This window comes from Massilia cellulosiltytica (assembly GCF_047325105.1).
Taxonomy (GTDB): Bacteria; Pseudomonadota; Gammaproteobacteria; order Burkholderiales; family Burkholderiaceae_D; genus Telluria; species Telluria orientalis.
This window is the reverse complement of the sequence record NZ_CP168562.1, coordinates 1854099-1869002: the sequence shown is the minus strand read 5'-3', so window position 1 is coordinate 1869002 and position 14904 is coordinate 1854099. Positions and strand designations below refer to the sequence as shown.

The 14904-nt window shown below is 60.6% G+C and carries 17 protein-coding genes and 6 tRNA genes; 3 read left to right on the top strand and 20 right to left on the bottom strand.

Annotated elements, in window-relative coordinates; translation table 11 throughout:
- The first annotated feature begins 165 nt into the window (after positions 1-165).
- Positions 166-324, top strand: a complete 159-nt coding sequence (locus ACEN9H_RS08440) for a hypothetical protein (protein ID WP_413674377.1) — start codon at positions 166-168, stop codon at positions 322-324.
- Between the two features lie 385 nt (positions 325-709).
- The gene (locus ACEN9H_RS08435) at positions 710-919 is read left to right on the top strand and encodes a hypothetical protein (RefSeq protein WP_413674376.1); all 210 of its coding nucleotides are present in this window, start codon (positions 710-712) and stop codon (positions 917-919) included.
- Between the two features lie 147 nt (positions 920-1066).
- Here ACEN9H_RS08435 and ACEN9H_RS08430 read toward each other — a convergent pair whose 3' ends face one another.
- The 3 genes from ACEN9H_RS08430 to ACEN9H_RS08420 all read right to left on the bottom strand — a co-directional run bounded on the left by ACEN9H_RS08430 (position 1067) and on the right by ACEN9H_RS08420 (position 2190).
- Positions 1067-1324 carry a hypothetical protein gene (locus ACEN9H_RS08430; protein ID WP_413674375.1) on the bottom strand — a complete coding sequence of 86 codons (258 nt, stop codon included), beginning with the start codon at positions 1322-1324 and terminating at the stop codon, positions 1067-1069.
- Positions 1321-1698 (bottom strand): hypothetical protein, encoded by a 378-nt coding sequence (locus ACEN9H_RS08425; protein ID WP_413674374.1) that lies wholly within the window; start codon positions 1696-1698, stop codon positions 1321-1323. The genes ACEN9H_RS08430 and ACEN9H_RS08425 overlap by 4 nt, the downstream gene beginning before the upstream one ends.
- A gap of 198 nt (positions 1699-1896) precedes the next feature.
- Positions 1897-2190 (bottom strand): hypothetical protein, encoded by a 294-nt coding sequence (locus tag ACEN9H_RS08420; RefSeq protein ID WP_413674373.1) that lies wholly within the window; start codon positions 2188-2190, stop codon positions 1897-1899.
- Positions 2191-2564: 374 nt separating this feature from the next.
- Between ACEN9H_RS08420 and ACEN9H_RS08415 the strand changes: the two genes are divergently transcribed.
- A complete protein-coding gene (locus ACEN9H_RS08415) occupies positions 2565-2870 on the top strand; it encodes a helix-turn-helix domain-containing protein (protein ID WP_413674372.1) in 306 nt (101 codons plus the stop codon).
- A 6-nt stretch (positions 2871-2876) separates the two neighbouring features.
- Here the strand turns inward: ACEN9H_RS08415 and ACEN9H_RS08410 are convergent, their stop codons facing one another.
- The 17 genes from ACEN9H_RS08410 to lepA form a co-directional block, all read right to left on the bottom strand.
- Positions 2877-3980 carry a site-specific integrase gene (locus ACEN9H_RS08410; RefSeq protein ID WP_413674371.1) on the bottom strand — a complete coding sequence of 368 codons (1104 nt, stop codon included), beginning with the start codon at positions 3978-3980 and terminating at the stop codon, positions 2877-2879.
- A gap of 179 nt (positions 3981-4159) precedes the next feature.
- Positions 4160-4233, bottom strand: a tRNA-Cys gene (locus ACEN9H_RS08405).
- Between the two features lie 73 nt (positions 4234-4306).
- A tRNA-Gly gene (locus ACEN9H_RS08400) sits at positions 4307-4382 on the bottom strand.
- A gap of 25 nt (positions 4383-4407) precedes the next feature.
- Positions 4408-4483 (bottom strand) — tRNA-Gly (locus ACEN9H_RS08395).
- A gap of 35 nt (positions 4484-4518) precedes the next feature.
- Positions 4519-4594, bottom strand: a tRNA-Gly gene (locus tag ACEN9H_RS08390).
- Positions 4595-4636: 42 nt separating this feature from the next.
- Positions 4637-4712, bottom strand: a tRNA-Gly gene (locus ACEN9H_RS08385).
- A gap of 78 nt (positions 4713-4790) precedes the next feature.
- Positions 4791-4866, bottom strand: a tRNA-Gly gene (locus ACEN9H_RS08380).
- An 85-nt stretch (positions 4867-4951) separates the two neighbouring features.
- A complete protein-coding gene (gene pgsA, locus ACEN9H_RS08375) occupies positions 4952-5536 on the bottom strand; it encodes a CDP-diacylglycerol--glycerol-3-phosphate 3-phosphatidyltransferase (protein WP_056137323.1) in 585 nt (194 codons plus the stop codon).
- A 105-nt stretch (positions 5537-5641) separates the two neighbouring features.
- Entirely contained in the window at positions 5642-7522 is a 1881-nt protein-coding gene (uvrC, locus tag ACEN9H_RS08370) for an excinuclease ABC subunit UvrC (RefSeq protein WP_413675565.1), read from the bottom strand.
- 140 nt (positions 7523-7662) lie between these two features.
- The gene (gene acpS / locus ACEN9H_RS08365) at positions 7663-8076 is read right to left on the bottom strand and encodes a holo-ACP synthase (protein WP_056137321.1); all 414 of its coding nucleotides are present in this window, start codon (positions 8074-8076) and stop codon (positions 7663-7665) included.
- Entirely contained in the window at positions 8076-8861 is a 786-nt protein-coding gene (gene pdxJ, locus ACEN9H_RS08360; RefSeq protein ID WP_413674370.1) for a pyridoxine 5'-phosphate synthase, read from the bottom strand. Before pdxJ ends, acpS begins: the two co-directional genes overlap by 1 nt.
- A 17-nt stretch (positions 8862-8878) precedes the next feature.
- Positions 8879-9697, bottom strand: coding sequence for a DNA repair protein RecO (gene recO / locus ACEN9H_RS08355; RefSeq protein ID WP_413674369.1), 819 nt, complete (start codon positions 9695-9697; stop codon positions 8879-8881).
- Between the two features lie 22 nt (positions 9698-9719).
- The gene (era, locus tag ACEN9H_RS08350) at positions 9720-10643 is read right to left on the bottom strand and encodes a GTPase Era (protein ID WP_056137315.1); all 924 of its coding nucleotides are present in this window, start codon (positions 10641-10643) and stop codon (positions 9720-9722) included.
- Positions 10640-11467 (bottom strand): ribonuclease III, encoded by an 828-nt coding sequence (gene rnc / locus ACEN9H_RS08345; protein ID WP_413674368.1) that lies wholly within the window; start codon positions 11465-11467, stop codon positions 10640-10642. The genes era and rnc overlap by 4 nt, the downstream gene beginning before the upstream one ends.
- Positions 11468-11528: 61 nt before the next feature.
- Complete coding sequence (locus tag ACEN9H_RS08340; protein ID WP_056330693.1) at positions 11529-11942, bottom strand: DUF4845 domain-containing protein; 414 nt, start codon at positions 11940-11942, stop codon at positions 11529-11531.
- Positions 11943-11960: 18 nt separating this feature from the next.
- The gene (lepB, locus tag ACEN9H_RS08335) at positions 11961-12875 is read right to left on the bottom strand and encodes a signal peptidase I (protein ID WP_056137309.1); all 915 of its coding nucleotides are present in this window, start codon (positions 12873-12875) and stop codon (positions 11961-11963) included.
- Between the two features lie 17 nt (positions 12876-12892).
- Entirely contained in the window at positions 12893-14686 is a 1794-nt protein-coding gene (lepA, locus tag ACEN9H_RS08330; RefSeq protein WP_413674367.1) for a translation elongation factor 4, read from the bottom strand.
- Positions 14687-14904: the final 218 nt, after the last annotated feature.

Genomic DNA, 14904 nt, shown 5'->3' with positions numbered 1-14904 from the left:
CTTGTCAGTGCCACGGCCGCCACACTGGACGATTGGGGCGGCCGCTCGGCAAAACATCGGCACACCGAATCCGGTGCCTGACTTTCGGCGCGTCTACGAATGAAGGCTAACTTATGGTTCGGCTAGGATCTCGCGCACCACTTGCGGGCCTAGGTCGAAATTCCTATGGTTGGCATAACCCGCCCGCAAGCCCTGCTGCTGATCGTTGGCTTGTCCATTGCCGGCAGCATTCTCTATGCAAGCTTTGGCGTAGTAGCTGCGATTCCAGCAAGCACGGCCATCATTATCGGCGTATTGATTATCGAAGGCTCGCGTGCCCGCTAGCCTTTCGCAGCGAATCCAAACAGCCCGCGCGATACAGCAGTCAGTGGCCTGGCGCCTATCCGGATGGCGCCCTAACTCGTGACGGACGTATCGATCAGAGTCACAATCATCATCATCATCATCCATGCACCCCCGGCCGGTTCCGGTAAGCCCTTGTTCGCCGCGCCCCTGAGCTCTTCGATCCAATCCATCATCGTGGCAACACTTAAAGTTCTCTTGCGGTATTTCATAGTATTCACGATTCTTTTGGCCTGTTTTTTTACTGAGCTCAAACATGACCCACTGATAGTGCCGAGCGACACTTCTGGTTCAGCAAAGTGTCAATTATAGCGATGGAAGGACGCCGGCGTGATTCCTGCGTAATCTCATAAATAGCACTAGGCGAATGCGTGAAGAAGGTGATATCGGCATGACTGAACAGGTGGAGCGTTATGCTCGAGAATTGCCGCCACTCGACACTGAGCGGCGCAAAATGCAGCGTGCGATTCTGTCACAGGTCGAAGAGCGGCTGCAGCAGCATGACAAGAATGAGCCGCAGGCTCAGAACAGTAGAGCTTACGTCAGCGGAAGTGATGAGCGAGATACCGTCGATTGAAAGTCCATGCTATTCGACAAGCAGTGGCAGTGGCAGCCGATCCCAACAACGTGGCGACCAGCCGACTACTCGATATTCGGTGGTCGCGAGTAGCTACGGCCGTCGTGTGCCCGACGAAATCGTCGCAACCAGGAAGGGTTTGATCGGCTACTTTTGATTCTTGACGAGCCCAGCTTCAATTAACAACAGACGCCAGGCCGCGTAATCGATTTGCGCATGGGTCTTCGAATCACAGGAGGCAAGCCAGCGGCGTACGGCGCGCCCATCTTTCATTCCTACCAGTACGGCCACTTGGTCTGCAGTCAGCTCAAGCATCTTGACGACTGCACGGACATCGGCGGGGGTCGGCGCTCGATACCTAGGATCGTTATAGGCCAATAGCGTCGCTGGCGCCGGCGAATTCATTGATGATCTCCCCCGCCCACGATATCGACACCGACTGTGCTAGCGACCTTGCTCGAGCACGAATCAAGGACCATCGTGGCGACAGCTTGGACGAAGGCTTCACGCACGGCGGCACAGCGAAGTTCCAATCCGTCCTGGCAAGATCGGGAGACGGATTTGATGATCTTCTGCAGGTCGACTCCCGGAGCAGCAACTGCCAGCCGAAACAGATCGCCGTCATCGGTTAGTGGATTCCATACCGACATACGAGCATGTTCGCGTTTATAAAGGAGTCCCGAGCGATGTGGGAATGCCGCAGGGACATACATGAGGTACTCGAACCCAACCATGTTTGCCACCAGTTCAAGCAGTCTCTGCTCGTTCAAGGCTGTCATCGGCCTATCCATCTCGTCCCCTTAAAGTACCCTCAGATTTCAAAGCAAGGCTGAATGCTTAGTTGTATCTCAACCGTAACATCTTTATAGAAACGGTCCTTTGCGGTTTGCGTTTAGATTGACTTTCCCCAATACTCGAGTCTGGCGCTCCGCAACGCTCCACTCCACTTAGGAGGGGCGCGAGTGCTCGACAGCGGTCTATTCGAACGCTACGGATTGCAGAGCCAACTGTGCTTTGTACTGTTCAAGTAACAAGGGTTCGTTAGCGAGAATACGCCGGGCCACCATCGTCAAACAGCCGACGTCGTGGCCTGCCGTGCCATGTAATTCCCCGCCGCACAGCAGGCAGAACGTTTTTTCGCCCCCGGTATCAGCAAGTCCCTGTGCCACTCTTTCGACACATGCGCGCCAACCTTCAGGTGCCAATTCTAGATGACGCATATGGAACAGCGCTGCGGTTGCCGCGATTGAGCGATAGGCGAGCATATCCATGACTTTCTCCTGAAAAGTACCGGCTGAGTTTGCCGGGCAAAAGTCATGGTAGGTCTATTCGACCTAATTTATCTTGATCAATATCAGGTCATTATGACCTATCGAAGACGCACTCTGAGAGGTAAGCCGTGCGACACCAAAGTGCGCGAATTTATGCCTAAAGAGGAATCAAGATTCCCCGTTTCCACACAGATTCGCTATAGATCGTCGTCAAACGCGCTATAGCTCTTGACCGTAAACAGTGACACGAAACACCCATGGCGCATTATTGGATAAACAATATAAATATTTGCGAAAATTGACAAGCCTTTATTCAGTCCGCACCAAAAGAGACGGCAAAGTCACTCCACAAAATACGCAGATAAACAAACATCATGAATACGTCAACACAGACGATGAACATCCAGGAGGTAGCAGCATTCTGCAGGGCCGAGCCTGAGACGATCGCGCAATATGCACGGTCGGGAGAACTTCCTGGCACGAAGATGGGAAAAGGTTGGGTGTTCCTGCTCGACGATGTAGTCGCCTTCTTACGTGAGCGAATCGCTGATGAAACGCGACTCAGGCGCGCAAAGACAATTAGCAATGCTGCGCCTTGTGAACCGGCCGCGGTGCAGTTCAATCAACCCGCCAGAAGAAGGCGCACAACGCTACCGCCCCTACCTGTACAGGTTGATTAGCCATCGTCACCATAAATGGGCTGCAAGATCGCTACCACGCAAGCTCGCGTAGCGCCTGAGCATCCTGATGTCCTTATGACCTGTGATCTTCGCGATCAACACGTCGGACAAATTTGTTTTTTCATAGAGCCGGCAAGTTGCCTCGTGGCGCAGATCATGGAAATGCAGGTCCGCTGCGCCTGAAAGCATGAAGATCCTGGCGAACCGGGCGGATAAGGCAGCCGTCGTCGCGACGAGGACCTCTTCAGCCAGGTCGCCGGACCAAAACGAAAAAAGTCTCCCTTGGCGCGCACGAATCGTCGTGCGATGATCCTCGATATACGCCGAGAGGATCTGGACCATTGGCGTCGGCAATGGTACTTGTCGTGATGACCCGTTCTTCGTCCGCTCAAGAAAGATAGTCCGCTTTGGCAGATTGATTTGCGAGACATGAAGGGTGTAGCACTCACGCATGCGCATTGCTGTCTCCAGCGCCAAGTCGAACAGCAGCAACTCTTCCTTGCGCCCCTGCAAACGAGCGCGGATTCGCTTCTCTTCGTCTGGAGGCAACCTACGGTCCCGCTCTTCGTCGACGCGAGGCCCAAGGCCCTGCTTTGCCAGTATTTCGATATCGGCGTCCGTGTAGGTCGCGAATCCACGCTTTAGCAGTCGCAGGGCGTTTTGCGCCATGATTTCTGGATGCTTCCTGAGCATCCAATCGAAGCAACGAGCAAGTGCGCCATGTCGGTGACGAATTGTGCCTGGAGCAAGACGGTTTATTCGCTTCATGTCGCGAATCCAGCCTTCCGCCCATTCGTAATTCAGCGAGCCCGTGCTGATCTTTTCCACGCTCGCCATGACTGCCTTCAGCAGTTTCTGATCGGACAGCGGAACGGAATTATTCTTGAGATACTCGGCAATGCATCGATGGACCGTCCATATCTCGATCTTGGGCTGGTCTCGTTCAAGTAATGCAGCTGGCACGATTCCTTGGGCGAGCAAGCCCTCGAGTTGCTTTCCGTACTGCTCCGCTGCCTCGCGCGTGTCAAAAGTCGCCCAGAGGTCTTTGGGAAGCAGCTTATGGGATACACGCAATTGAAACCCGTATGGGCGCTTGATGATGGTAGCCATGATCCGCGCATCGTATGCCCGATGGATGAATCGATGGTTGATCTCAATCGACGTGCGGACGCACTGAAGGCGAAACGTAGACGACCTGTAGGCCGTCTATGCGTGTGGTGCACCACAAATTCCATGTGGTGTGCAAACGCACTCAACTGGTAGCGAAATGCTGTCCTACTGGGGGAATTTGGAGGCGAGGACGGGAGTCGAACCCGTCTAGACGGCTTTGCAGGCCGCTGCATAACCGCTTTGCTACCTCGCCGGAGGAGACTTGACTATGCCACAGCGACCGGTTATCTGTCGCAGCGACACGAGAAGGCTGGCTTCTCTGTAACTGGAGCGGGAGAAGAGTCTCGAACTCTCGACCTCAACCTTGGCAAGGTTGCGCTCTACCAACTGAGCTACTCCCGCATCGGGTACCACATCGTGAATCACTTGGAGCGGGAGAAGAGTCTCGAACTCTCGACCTCAACCTTGGCAAGGTTGCGCTCTACCAACTGAGCTACTCCCGCTTAGGAGTTCATCACGTACTACGCTCGTAAAACACTGGAGCGGGAGAAGAGTCTCGAACTCTCGACCTCAACCTTGGCAAGGTTGCGCTCTACCAACTGAGCTACTCCCGCATGGAGTCTTACTTGTTTGCCCCAGCATCATCTTGCGATGACTGGAGCGGGAGAAGAGTCTCGAACTCTCGACCTCAACCTTGGCAAGGTTGCGCTCTACCAACTGAGCTACTCCCGCGTCGCTGGAACTTGCGATTATCTCAGATTTTTGACTGCTTTCCAAGACAACCTTTTTATTACGTCGACAGGCAAACTGTGGAGCGGGAGAAGAGTCTCGAACTCTCGACCTCAACCTTGGCAAGGTTGCGCTCTACCAACTGAGCTACTCCCGCTTCGTTTCGTTTGCTGCGTTGTCGTTGCAACAGGCAGGCATTATAGAGATGCTGAGCTATGTGTCAAGGATGACCCAGCAGAAACTTATACCGTGCCCGACTTTTCCTTGATCAGCGGCCACGCGCGGCGCAGGTAGTAGAACATCGACCAGACCGTCAGCACGCCCGCGATCCACAGCAGGATCTCGCCGCACTTGTGGATGTCGAGCACGCCGTCGAACATGGGATCGTGGAACAGCAGCATCGGGATGGCGACCATCTGCGCGGCCGTCTTGATCTTGCCCAGCGAGCTCACGGCAACGGACTTGCGTGCGCCGATCTCGGCCATCCATTCGCGCAGCGCGGAAATCGTGATCTCGCGGCCGATGATGATGAAGGCGATGATGGCGTTCACCCGGTCCAGCTGCACGAGCACGAGCAGCGCGCCCGCCACCATCAGCTTGTCCGCGACGGGGTCGAGGAAGGCGCCGAAGGCCGACGTCTGGTTCCAGCGCCGGGCGAGGTAGCCATCGAACCAGTCCGTGATCGCGGCGACGATGAACACGAGCGTGGAGGCCAGGTTGCGGTCGGCCACGTGCAGCCAGTGTTCGGGGAGATAGTAGACCCCAACGACCAGCGGAATGAGGGCGACGCGTAGCCAGGTCAGGAGAATCGGGATATTGAAAGGCATGGGGTGAGGCTGATCGTGCTCTGCTTGTTGAGTTGCGTGCGCGCTAGTCTACATGGCTCTTGCCGTTTAAACCAGTTGAGCCATCGACACGCGCGCGCGCCCCTCTCAGTGAAGCTGCCGATAAATCTCTTCCGCCAGGGTGCTGGAAATACCCTCCACCGACATCAGGTCCTCCACGCTCGCATCGATCACGCCCTTCAGGCCGCCAAAGCGCGCCAGCAGCTTCTGGCGGCGTTTGGCGCCGATGCCCTCGATCTCTTCCAGGCGCGACGCCTGGCGCGTCTTGGCGCGTTTGGCGCGCATGCCCGTGATGGCGAAGCGGTGCGCCTCGTCGCGGATCATCGCCACGAGCATCAGCGCGGCCGATTCCTTGCCCAGTTCCTGAGGCGGGCGGCCGTCGGCGAAGATCAGCGTCTCGAGGCCGACCCTGCGGCCCTCCCCTTTCGCCACGCCGACGATGTTGCCGATGTCGAGCCCCAGCTCCGTGAAGACCTGGCGCGCCATCTCGACCTGGCCCTTGCCGCCGTCGATCAGTGCGATGTCCGGCATCACGCCTTCGCCGTTCGCCACCTTTTCGTAGCGCCGCGTCAGCACCTGGCGCATCGCCGCGTAATCGTCGCCGGGCGTGATGCCGGTGATGTTATAGCGACGATATTCGCCGTTCTGCATCTGGTGGTGATGGAACACGACGCACGACGCCTGCGTCGCCTCGCCCGCGGTATGGCTGATGTCGAAGCATTCGACGCGCAGCGATTCGAGATCCTCGCTGTCGAGCCCCAGCACCTCCGCCAGCGCGCGCGTGCGCGACTGCTGCGAGCCCTGCTCCGACAGCAGCCGGGCCAGCGAGATTTCCGCGCCCTTCTGCGCCAGTTCGAGCCATTGGCGGCGCTGGCCCTGCGGCTGGAACACCAGGTTGATGCGGTGGCCGCACTGCTCCTGCAGCGCCATCATCAGCTCGGGCTGGTCGAATTCGATGTTCAGGATGATTGAACCCGGCACGAACTTGTCGCCGTAGTGCTGCGCCATGAACGCCGCGAGCACTTCCACCTCGATGGAAGATTCGCCCAATGAGTCGCCGATCGCCTCGCCGACCTGCGTGGGAAAGTACGCGCGGTCGCCCAGGTGACGGCCGCCGCGCACCATGGCGAGATTGACGCACGCGCGCCCGCCCTGCACGACGACGGCGATGATGTCGACGTCGGCATCGCCCGTCGTCTCCATGCTCTGCTGGTGCAGCACGCGCGACAGCGCCTGGATCTGGTTGCGCACGCTCGCCGCCTGCTCGAATTTCAGGTCCTCGGCATACGCGAGCATCTTCTTCTCGAGTTCTTCGAGCACCTCCGTCTGGCGGCCGCGCAGGAATTTGGCGGCGTTGTCGACGTCGCGCTTGTAGTCTTCCGGCGCGATCAGGTCCACGCAGGGACCGCTGCAGCGGCCGATCTGGTGCAGCAGACAGGGCCGCGTGCGGTTGGCGAAGACGCTGTCCTCGCACGTGCGCAGCATGAATACCTTCTGCAGCAGCTGCATGGATTCCTTCACGGCCCACGCGCTCGGGAACGGTCCGAAGTACTGGTTCTTTTTATCCAGCGCGCCGCGGTAGTAGGCCATGCGCGGATAGTCGCCCGCCGTCAGTTTCAAATACGGGTAAGACTTGTCGTCGCGGAACAGGATGTTGTAGCGCGGCTTGAGCGTCTTGATCAGGTTGTTTTCCAGGATCAGCGCTTCGGCCTCGCTGTGCGTCACCGTCGTTTCCAGGCGCGCGATCTGCGACACCATCATCGCGATGCGGGGGCTCGACAGCGTCTTCTGGAAATAGCTCGACACGCGCTTCTTGAGGTTGCGCGCCTTGCCGACGTAGAGAACCCTGTCTTCCGCGTCGAAATAGCGATACACGCCGGGCAGGTCGGGCAGCTTGGCCACCGTCGCCAGGACTTGTTCGCGCGCCGCCTCAGTGGGGCGCACGGGGGATTCCGCATCCTTCGTCATCGTCGCGATCAATTCCTCTTTCATGGCTTGCCACGCATCCGGACGGGCGCGCGGCGCTTTCGCCGGGGGCTGCAGCGGCTTGCGCCGGCGCGCCTTCAGTCCCGTACTTACTACGACTTCGTCTGTCACTTCCGCTACACCTAGGCAGCGGACACTCCCTCGGGGGCCTGGGTGACGATGACGAACGCGACGCCGTAATCGGCTTCGTCGCTGATCGTCACCTGGGCCGTGAGCCGGTGCGTCCGCATGAATTCATCGAGCGCCCCGCTGCATACGATCATCGGCTTGCCGCTCGGGGCGTTGAGCATCTGGGCCGAGCGCCAGGTCATGGGCATGCGCATGCCCAGGCCGATCGCTTTCGAGAACGCCTCCTTGGCCGAGAACCGCGTGGCCAGGAAGCGCAGCCCCCGCACGTCGTTCTTGGCGCGGCGGGCGTGGTATTTGACGAGTTCCTCGGGACCGAGGATCTTTTCGGCGAAGCGTTCGCCGCTGCGCTTCAGGGCAGCCTCGACGCGCGAGATCTGGACGATGTCCGTGCCGATCCCGTAGATCATCACTGGGCCGCCTTGGACGAGGCGTAAGAAACGCCCAGGCGCGCCGCGACCATGATCGCCTTCATCTCGCGCACGGCATTTTCGAAACCCGCGAACAGCGCGTGCGCGACGATCGCGTGGCCGATGTTCAGCTCGTGGATGTCGGGGATCGCGGCGATCGGCTGCACGTTCGTGTAATGCAGGCCATGGCCCGCGTTCACGCGCAGGCCGTGCTTCACGCCGGCGCGCACGCCCGCCTTGACGCGTTCCAGCTCGCGCGCGTGCTCCTCGGGGCTCGAAGCCTCGGCGTAGCGCCCGGTGTGCAGCTCGATGACGGGCGCGCCGACGGCGGCCGCGGCCGCGATCTGCTGTTCGTCCGCATCGATGAACAGCGACACGCGGATGCCCTCGCCTTTCAGTTGCCGGATCGCGGCCTCGACTTCCTTCTGGTAGCGGATGACGTCCAGGCCGCCCTCGGTCGTCACCTCTTCGCGGCGTTCGGGCACGAGGCACACGTCCTGCGGTTTCACTTTGCAGGCGAAGTCGATCATCTCCTGCGTGACGGCCGCTTCCAGGTTCATGCGCGTCGCGAGTTGCGGGCGGATGGCGAGGACGTCGGCGTCCTTGATGTGGCGGCGGTCCTCGCGCAGGTGCAGCGTGATCAGATCGGCGCCCGCCTGCTCGGCGATCAGCGCGGCGCGCAGTGGATCGGGATAGACGGTGCCGCGCGCGTTGCGGACGGTGGCGATGTGGTCGATGTTCACGCCCAGGTCGATCACCTGGCCGGCGGGTTGCAGGAAGCTCATGGTCGTAGTCTTGGTTCTCAAAGCTGCATCAGGTCGATCAAAATCTGGCGCGTGTTCAGCGGCGCGCCTCCCAGGTGATAGGCCAGCAGGAAGCGCATCAGCTGCTTGCTCTGCGCCTTCGTCTGCGGGTCGGCGTAATCCTCGCGTTCCATGTCGACCAGCGTCTTGCCGGACACCACCGGCCACGACTCCACGGCCTGCGCCGTGCGCGCGCCGCGTTCCGGGTCGACGACGTACAGGCCGTCCGGCTCGACGGGGGCGCGCGTCGTCGTGCAGCGCGTCAGGTCGGCGGCGACCCCGGTTTCCTTAAGTAAGGCCCGTTCGAATTTTCGCAAGGCGATCGGCGCCGGTTCGCCGTGCGCCAGTTCGTTCAGCGTGGCGACGTAGTGGTTGAACAAGGCCGGATGCGCATCGTCGCGTGCCAGCAGTTTCACCAGCAATTCATTGAGATAGAAGCCGCACAGCAGCGCGGTCTTCTCGATCGGGAGCATGCCGCCGACCCACTCGGCATCGATCAAGGTGCGCAGTTCGGACTTGCCCGAGAACGACACGGACAGCGGTTGAAACGTCTGCAGCACGCCGCGCAGTTTCGAGTGCGGCCGCTTCGCGCCCTTCGCGACGACACCGATGCGGCCGTGATCGCGCGTAAAGAGGTCGACGATGAGGCTCGTTTCCTTGTACGGATAGCTGTGCAGCACGAAGCCCGGTTGGCCGACCACGCGGCCTTCGCGCGCGGGCGTGCGGCGCTTGTTCACCGGCGTCGCATGCGAGGCATGAGACGCGGCTGAATGCGCGTCATTGTCCTTGTCGATGAGTTCGTCGTCGCGAGTGGGCATGCGGAGATGATACCCCGGCTCGTTACTCGTAACCGTAAGCGCGCAGGCCCGCTTCGTTGTCGGCCCAGCCGGACTTCACCTTGACCCAGATTTCCAGGTAGACCGGACCGCCGAACAGTTTTTCCATGTCGAGGCGGGATTGCGTGGAAATCTCTTTCAGGCGCGCGCCCTTGTTCCCGATGATCATGGACTTGTGCGTGTCGCGCTCGACGAGGATCGCGGCGAAGACGCGGCGCAGATTGCCCTCTTGCTGGAATTGTTCGATGAGGACGGTGCTCGTGTACGGCAGCTCGTCGCCCAGCAGGCGGAACACTTTTTCGCGCACGATCTCGGCCGCGAGGAACTTCTCGCTGCGGTCCGTGATGTCGTCCGGGCCGAAGATCGGCGGATTTTCCGGCAGGTGGCGCTTGATCTCGCCTTCGAGCGCATCGACCTGGAAGCGCAGCTTCGCGGACACGGGCACGACCGCGGTGAAATCGCGCAGGCTGGCGACCTTCGCGGCGAACGGCATCAGCTCGGCCTTGTCCTTCATGCGGTCGGACTTGTTGATGACGAGGATGACGGGCACGTTCTTCGGCAGCAGGTCCGCTACCAGCTGGTCGGCCGGGCCGAACGTGCCGGCCTCGACGAGGAACAGGATCACGTCGGATGCCGTCAGCGTGTTCGACACGGTCTTGTTCAGCGTCTTGTTCAGCGCGTTCGCGTGGCGGGTCTGGAAGCCGGGCGTGTCGACGTAGATGAACTGGGCGTCGTCGCGGGTCTGGATGCCCGTGATGCGGTGGCGCGTCGTCTGCGCCTTGCGCGACGTGATCGACACCTTGGCACCGATCAGCACGTTCATCAAGGTCGACTTGCCCACGTTCGGACGGCCGACGATGGCGATGTAGCCGCAGCGGAAGCCTTCCGGTGCAGTGTCGTTGGTCTCGGTGGTGGTCTCGATGTTCATGCTGGGGTGTTTCCTGACTTGTGGGTTTGTTTCTGCTGCGACTGCGGCTCTTCGGCCTGCACCGCCAGCTCGGTCTGGTCGGTGGCGATGCCCGCCAGCTTCAGCTGGGCCGACCGGGGTCGCGACTTGCGCGTCGTGGACGGACTTTTTTGCAGCAGTTGCTCGGCCGTCTCCAGCGCGAGGCGCGCCGCGGCCTGCTCGCCGGCGCGGCGGCTGCCGCCGCGGCCGAACACCTGGATGCCCAGCTTGGGCACGAGGCATTCGATCTCGAATTCCTGGCTGTGCGCGGCGCCGTGCGTGGCGACGACGTTGTACGTGGGCAGAGAGATCTTTTTGCTCTGCAAGAACTCCTGCAACAGGGTCTTGGCATCCTTGCCGAGCGTACGCGGGTCGACGGAATCGAGCAGCGGAATATAAAACGAGCGGATCGCGGCGCGCGCCGCCTCGAAGCCGCTGTCGAGGAAGATGGCGCCGAGCAGCGCTTCCAGGGTGTCGGCCAGGATCGACGGCCGGCGGAACCCGCCGGATTTCAGCTCACCCTCGCCCAGGCGCAGGAATTGCGACAATTCCAGCTTCTGGGCGATCTCGAACAGCGATTGCTGCTTGACGAGGTTGGCGCGCAGGCGAGAGAGGTCGCCTTCGGCCAGGTTATTGAAACGTTCGTACAGGATGGAGGCGACGACGCAGTTCAGGATCGAGTCGCCGAGGAATTCCAGGCGCTCGTTATGCAGACTGCTGTGGCTACGGTGGGTCAACGCCTGTTGCAGCAGGCCGGCGTCCCGGAACGTATAGCCTAGGCGAGTTTGCAATAACTGAAGATTCATTGTCGTACCAATCTAATGGGCCGGCGCCGCGCGCCGATCCCATCGCGCGCCTCCCGGCGTATTACTTGTCGGCCTTGTCGGCCTTGGCGGCATTGTTGCCGCTGGGGTCGGTGGTACCGTCGAACTTGAACGTCAGGTTGATGCTGTCCGTCAGCGGCACCTGCTTCTCGTAGGCGAAGCTGATCTCGGTCGTGCCGCCATCGCGCGTGATCACGAGGTCGCGGCCCTGGATGGCCGACACGTCGTTGACGCCGGCATTCTTGTCGAACGCCTGCTGGATCTCGCGCACGGTGCCGGAGCCGGCCTCGGCCTTCGCCTTGGCGATCGAATCCTTGACGGCCCGGTATTCCAGGAAGGCCGGCGTCACCTTGATGGCCACCAGCGCCAACGCGCCCAGCACGATCAACACGACGATCAGGCCCGACAGCGAGACACCGCTTTCCGCACCGATCCGATACCGCTTGCCACCTTTCATCACACCCTCCGCGTCGGCTTAGTGGATACCGCCGATGCGCTTCAGGTTGCTGAAGTTCATCCAAACAAACACAGCCTTGCCGACGATGTTCTGGTCCGGCACGAAGCCCCAGTAGCGGCTGTCTGCGCTGTTGTCGCGGTTATCGCCCATCATGAAATAATTGCCCTCCGGTACGATACAGGTAAATTCATCGTACGAATAGTTGCAATTTTCGTGATGGGGGAACTCCTCCACGGCGCTCTGGTTGTAGGTGCGAGCACCGTCCATGTTCAGGATGCGGTGCGGCGCGTTCGTCAGCTTTTCCAGGAATTGCTTGTGGTAGACCGGGCGCTCGTCGTCCAGGTAATCGTCCATCGGCACGTACTCGACCGGCTGGCCGTTGACGGTCAGGCGCTTGTTCTCGTAGTGGATTTTATCACCCGGCACGCCGATCACGCGCTTGATGTAGTCCTGGCTCGGATCCTTGGGGTATTTGAAGACCATGACGTCGCCCCGCTGCGGATTGCCGACTTCGATGATCTTCTTGTTGATCACCGGGAGGCGGATGCCGTAGTCGAACTTGTTCACGAGGATCAGGTCGCCCACGAGCAGGGTCGGCACCATCGACGACGACGGGATCTTGAACGGCTCGAACAGGAAGGAACGCAGCACGAACACGAGCGCGATCACGGGGAAGAAGCTGCCGGAATACTCGACCCACGTCGGCTGACGCAGGATCGATGCCTCCAGCGCCGCGCGGTTGCCGTTGTCCAGCTTGATGCCGTCGGCCGTCAACTTGGCGTGGCGCGCGTCGTACTCGGCCAGGGCCGCGTCCGCCTTCGCGCGGCGCTGCTTCGCGAGGACGAACACGTCGAGGCACCAGATGACGCCCGTGATCACCATGGCCACGAACAAAATCAGGGCAAAATTGCCGAGGATCGGTTGCAGATTCATCGTTTCTGATTCTTCCCTTATTTTTCTTCCACTTGGAGGATGGCAAGGAAAGCCTCTTGCGGGATCTCCACCGAGCCCACCTGCTTCATGCGCTTCTTGCCGGCCTTTTGTTTCTCAAGCAGCTTCTTCTTGCGGCTAACGTCGCCGCCATAGCACTTCGCCAGCACGTTCTTGCGCAGCGCCTTGACGTTTTCACGCGAAATGATCGTCGCGCCGATCGCAGCCTGGATCGCCACGTCGAACATCTGGCGCGGGATCAGTTCGCGCATCTTCGCGGCCACCTGGCGGCCGCGGTAGGCGGCGTTGGCGCGGTGCACGATGATGGCGAGCGCGTCGACCTTGTCGCCGTTGATCAGCATGTCGACCTTCACGACGTCCGATGCGCGGTATTCCTTGAACTCGTAGTCCATCGACGCATAGCCGCGCGACGTGGATTTCAGGCGATCGAAGAAGTCCAGCACGATCTCGGCCATCGGGATCTCGTACACGAGTTTCACCTGGCGGCCGTGGTAGCTCATGTCCATCTGCACGCCGCGCTTGCCGGTGCACAGCGTGATGACAGCGCCGACATATTCCTGCGGCATGTACAGGTTGACGGTGACGATCGGCTCGCGCACTTCCTCGATCTTCGACACTTCCGGCATCTTGGACGGGTTGTCGACCTTGATCATGGAACCGTCGCGCATCACGACTTCGTACACGACGGTCGGGGCCGTCGTGATCAGGTCCTGGTCGAATTCGCGCTCCAGGCGTTCCTGGATGACGTCCATGTGCAGCAGGCCCAGGAAGCCGCAGCGGAAGCCGAAGCCCAGCGCCTGCGACACTTCCGGCTCGTACTGCAGCGCGGCGTCGTTCAGCTTCAGCTTTTCCAGCGAATCGCGCAGCGCGTCGTACTGGTTCGCTTCCACCGGGAACAGGCCGGCGAACACCTGCGGCTGCACTTCCTTGAAGCCGGGCAGCGGCTCCGGTGCCGGACGCGCGGCCAGCGTGACGGTATCGCCCACTTTCGCGGCCTTCAATTCCTTGATGCCGGCGATGATGAAGCCCACCTGGCCGGCCTTCAGTTCCGACAGCTGCACGGAGCGCGGCGTGAACACGCCGACCTGCTCGACCAGCTGTTGCGAGTCCGTCGCCATCAGGAGGATCTTGTCTTTCGGACGCAGCGTGCCGTTCTTCACGCGCACCAGCATCACGACGCCGACGTAGCTGTCGTACCACGAGTCGACGATCAGCGCCTGCAGCGGCGCGTCCGGATCGCCTTCCGGCGGCGGCACCTTCGCGATCAGCGTTTCGAGCACGTCTTCCACGCCCAGGCCCGTCTTTGCGGAGCAGGTGGTGGCGTCGGTGGCATCGAGGCCGATGACGTCTTCGATTTCCTGCTTGGCGCGATCCGGATCGGCGTGCGGCAGGTCGATCTTGTTCAGGATGGGCACCACTTCCACGCCCAGGTCCAGCGCCGTGTAGCAGTTGGCGACGGTCTGCGCTTCCACGCCCTGCGACGCGTCGACGACGAGCAGCGCGCCTTCACAGGCGGACAACGAGCGCGACACTTCATAGCTGAAGTCGACGTGGCCCGGGGTGTCGATCAGGTTCAGGTTATAGGTCTGGCCATCGCGCGCTTTATAGGACAGCGCCGCGGTCTGGGCCTTGATGGTGATGCCGCGCTCGCGCTCCAGGTCCATCGAGTCGAGCACCTGCTCGTCCATTTCACGTTCCGACAGGCCGCCGCACAGCTGGATGATGCGGTCCGCCAGAGTCGATTTACCGTGATCGATGTGGGCGATGATGGAAAAGTTACGTATGTTTTTCATTAACAAACTCAAAACCAAAAAGAGCGGCACGCGGCCAGGCCGACAGGCTTGGTTCCTGCCGGCGCAATACGAAAAAAGCGCCGCGTCTGGGGGACGGGAAGTTCCCCGGGCGAGCGCCTTATCGGGCGAATCGCGGCTCATGAAGGCCGCGGCTTGACCCGCAAGCTGCCCATTTTACCGGATTTCGAGGCAGAAAGCCCGGTTTCCGGGGAGGACCA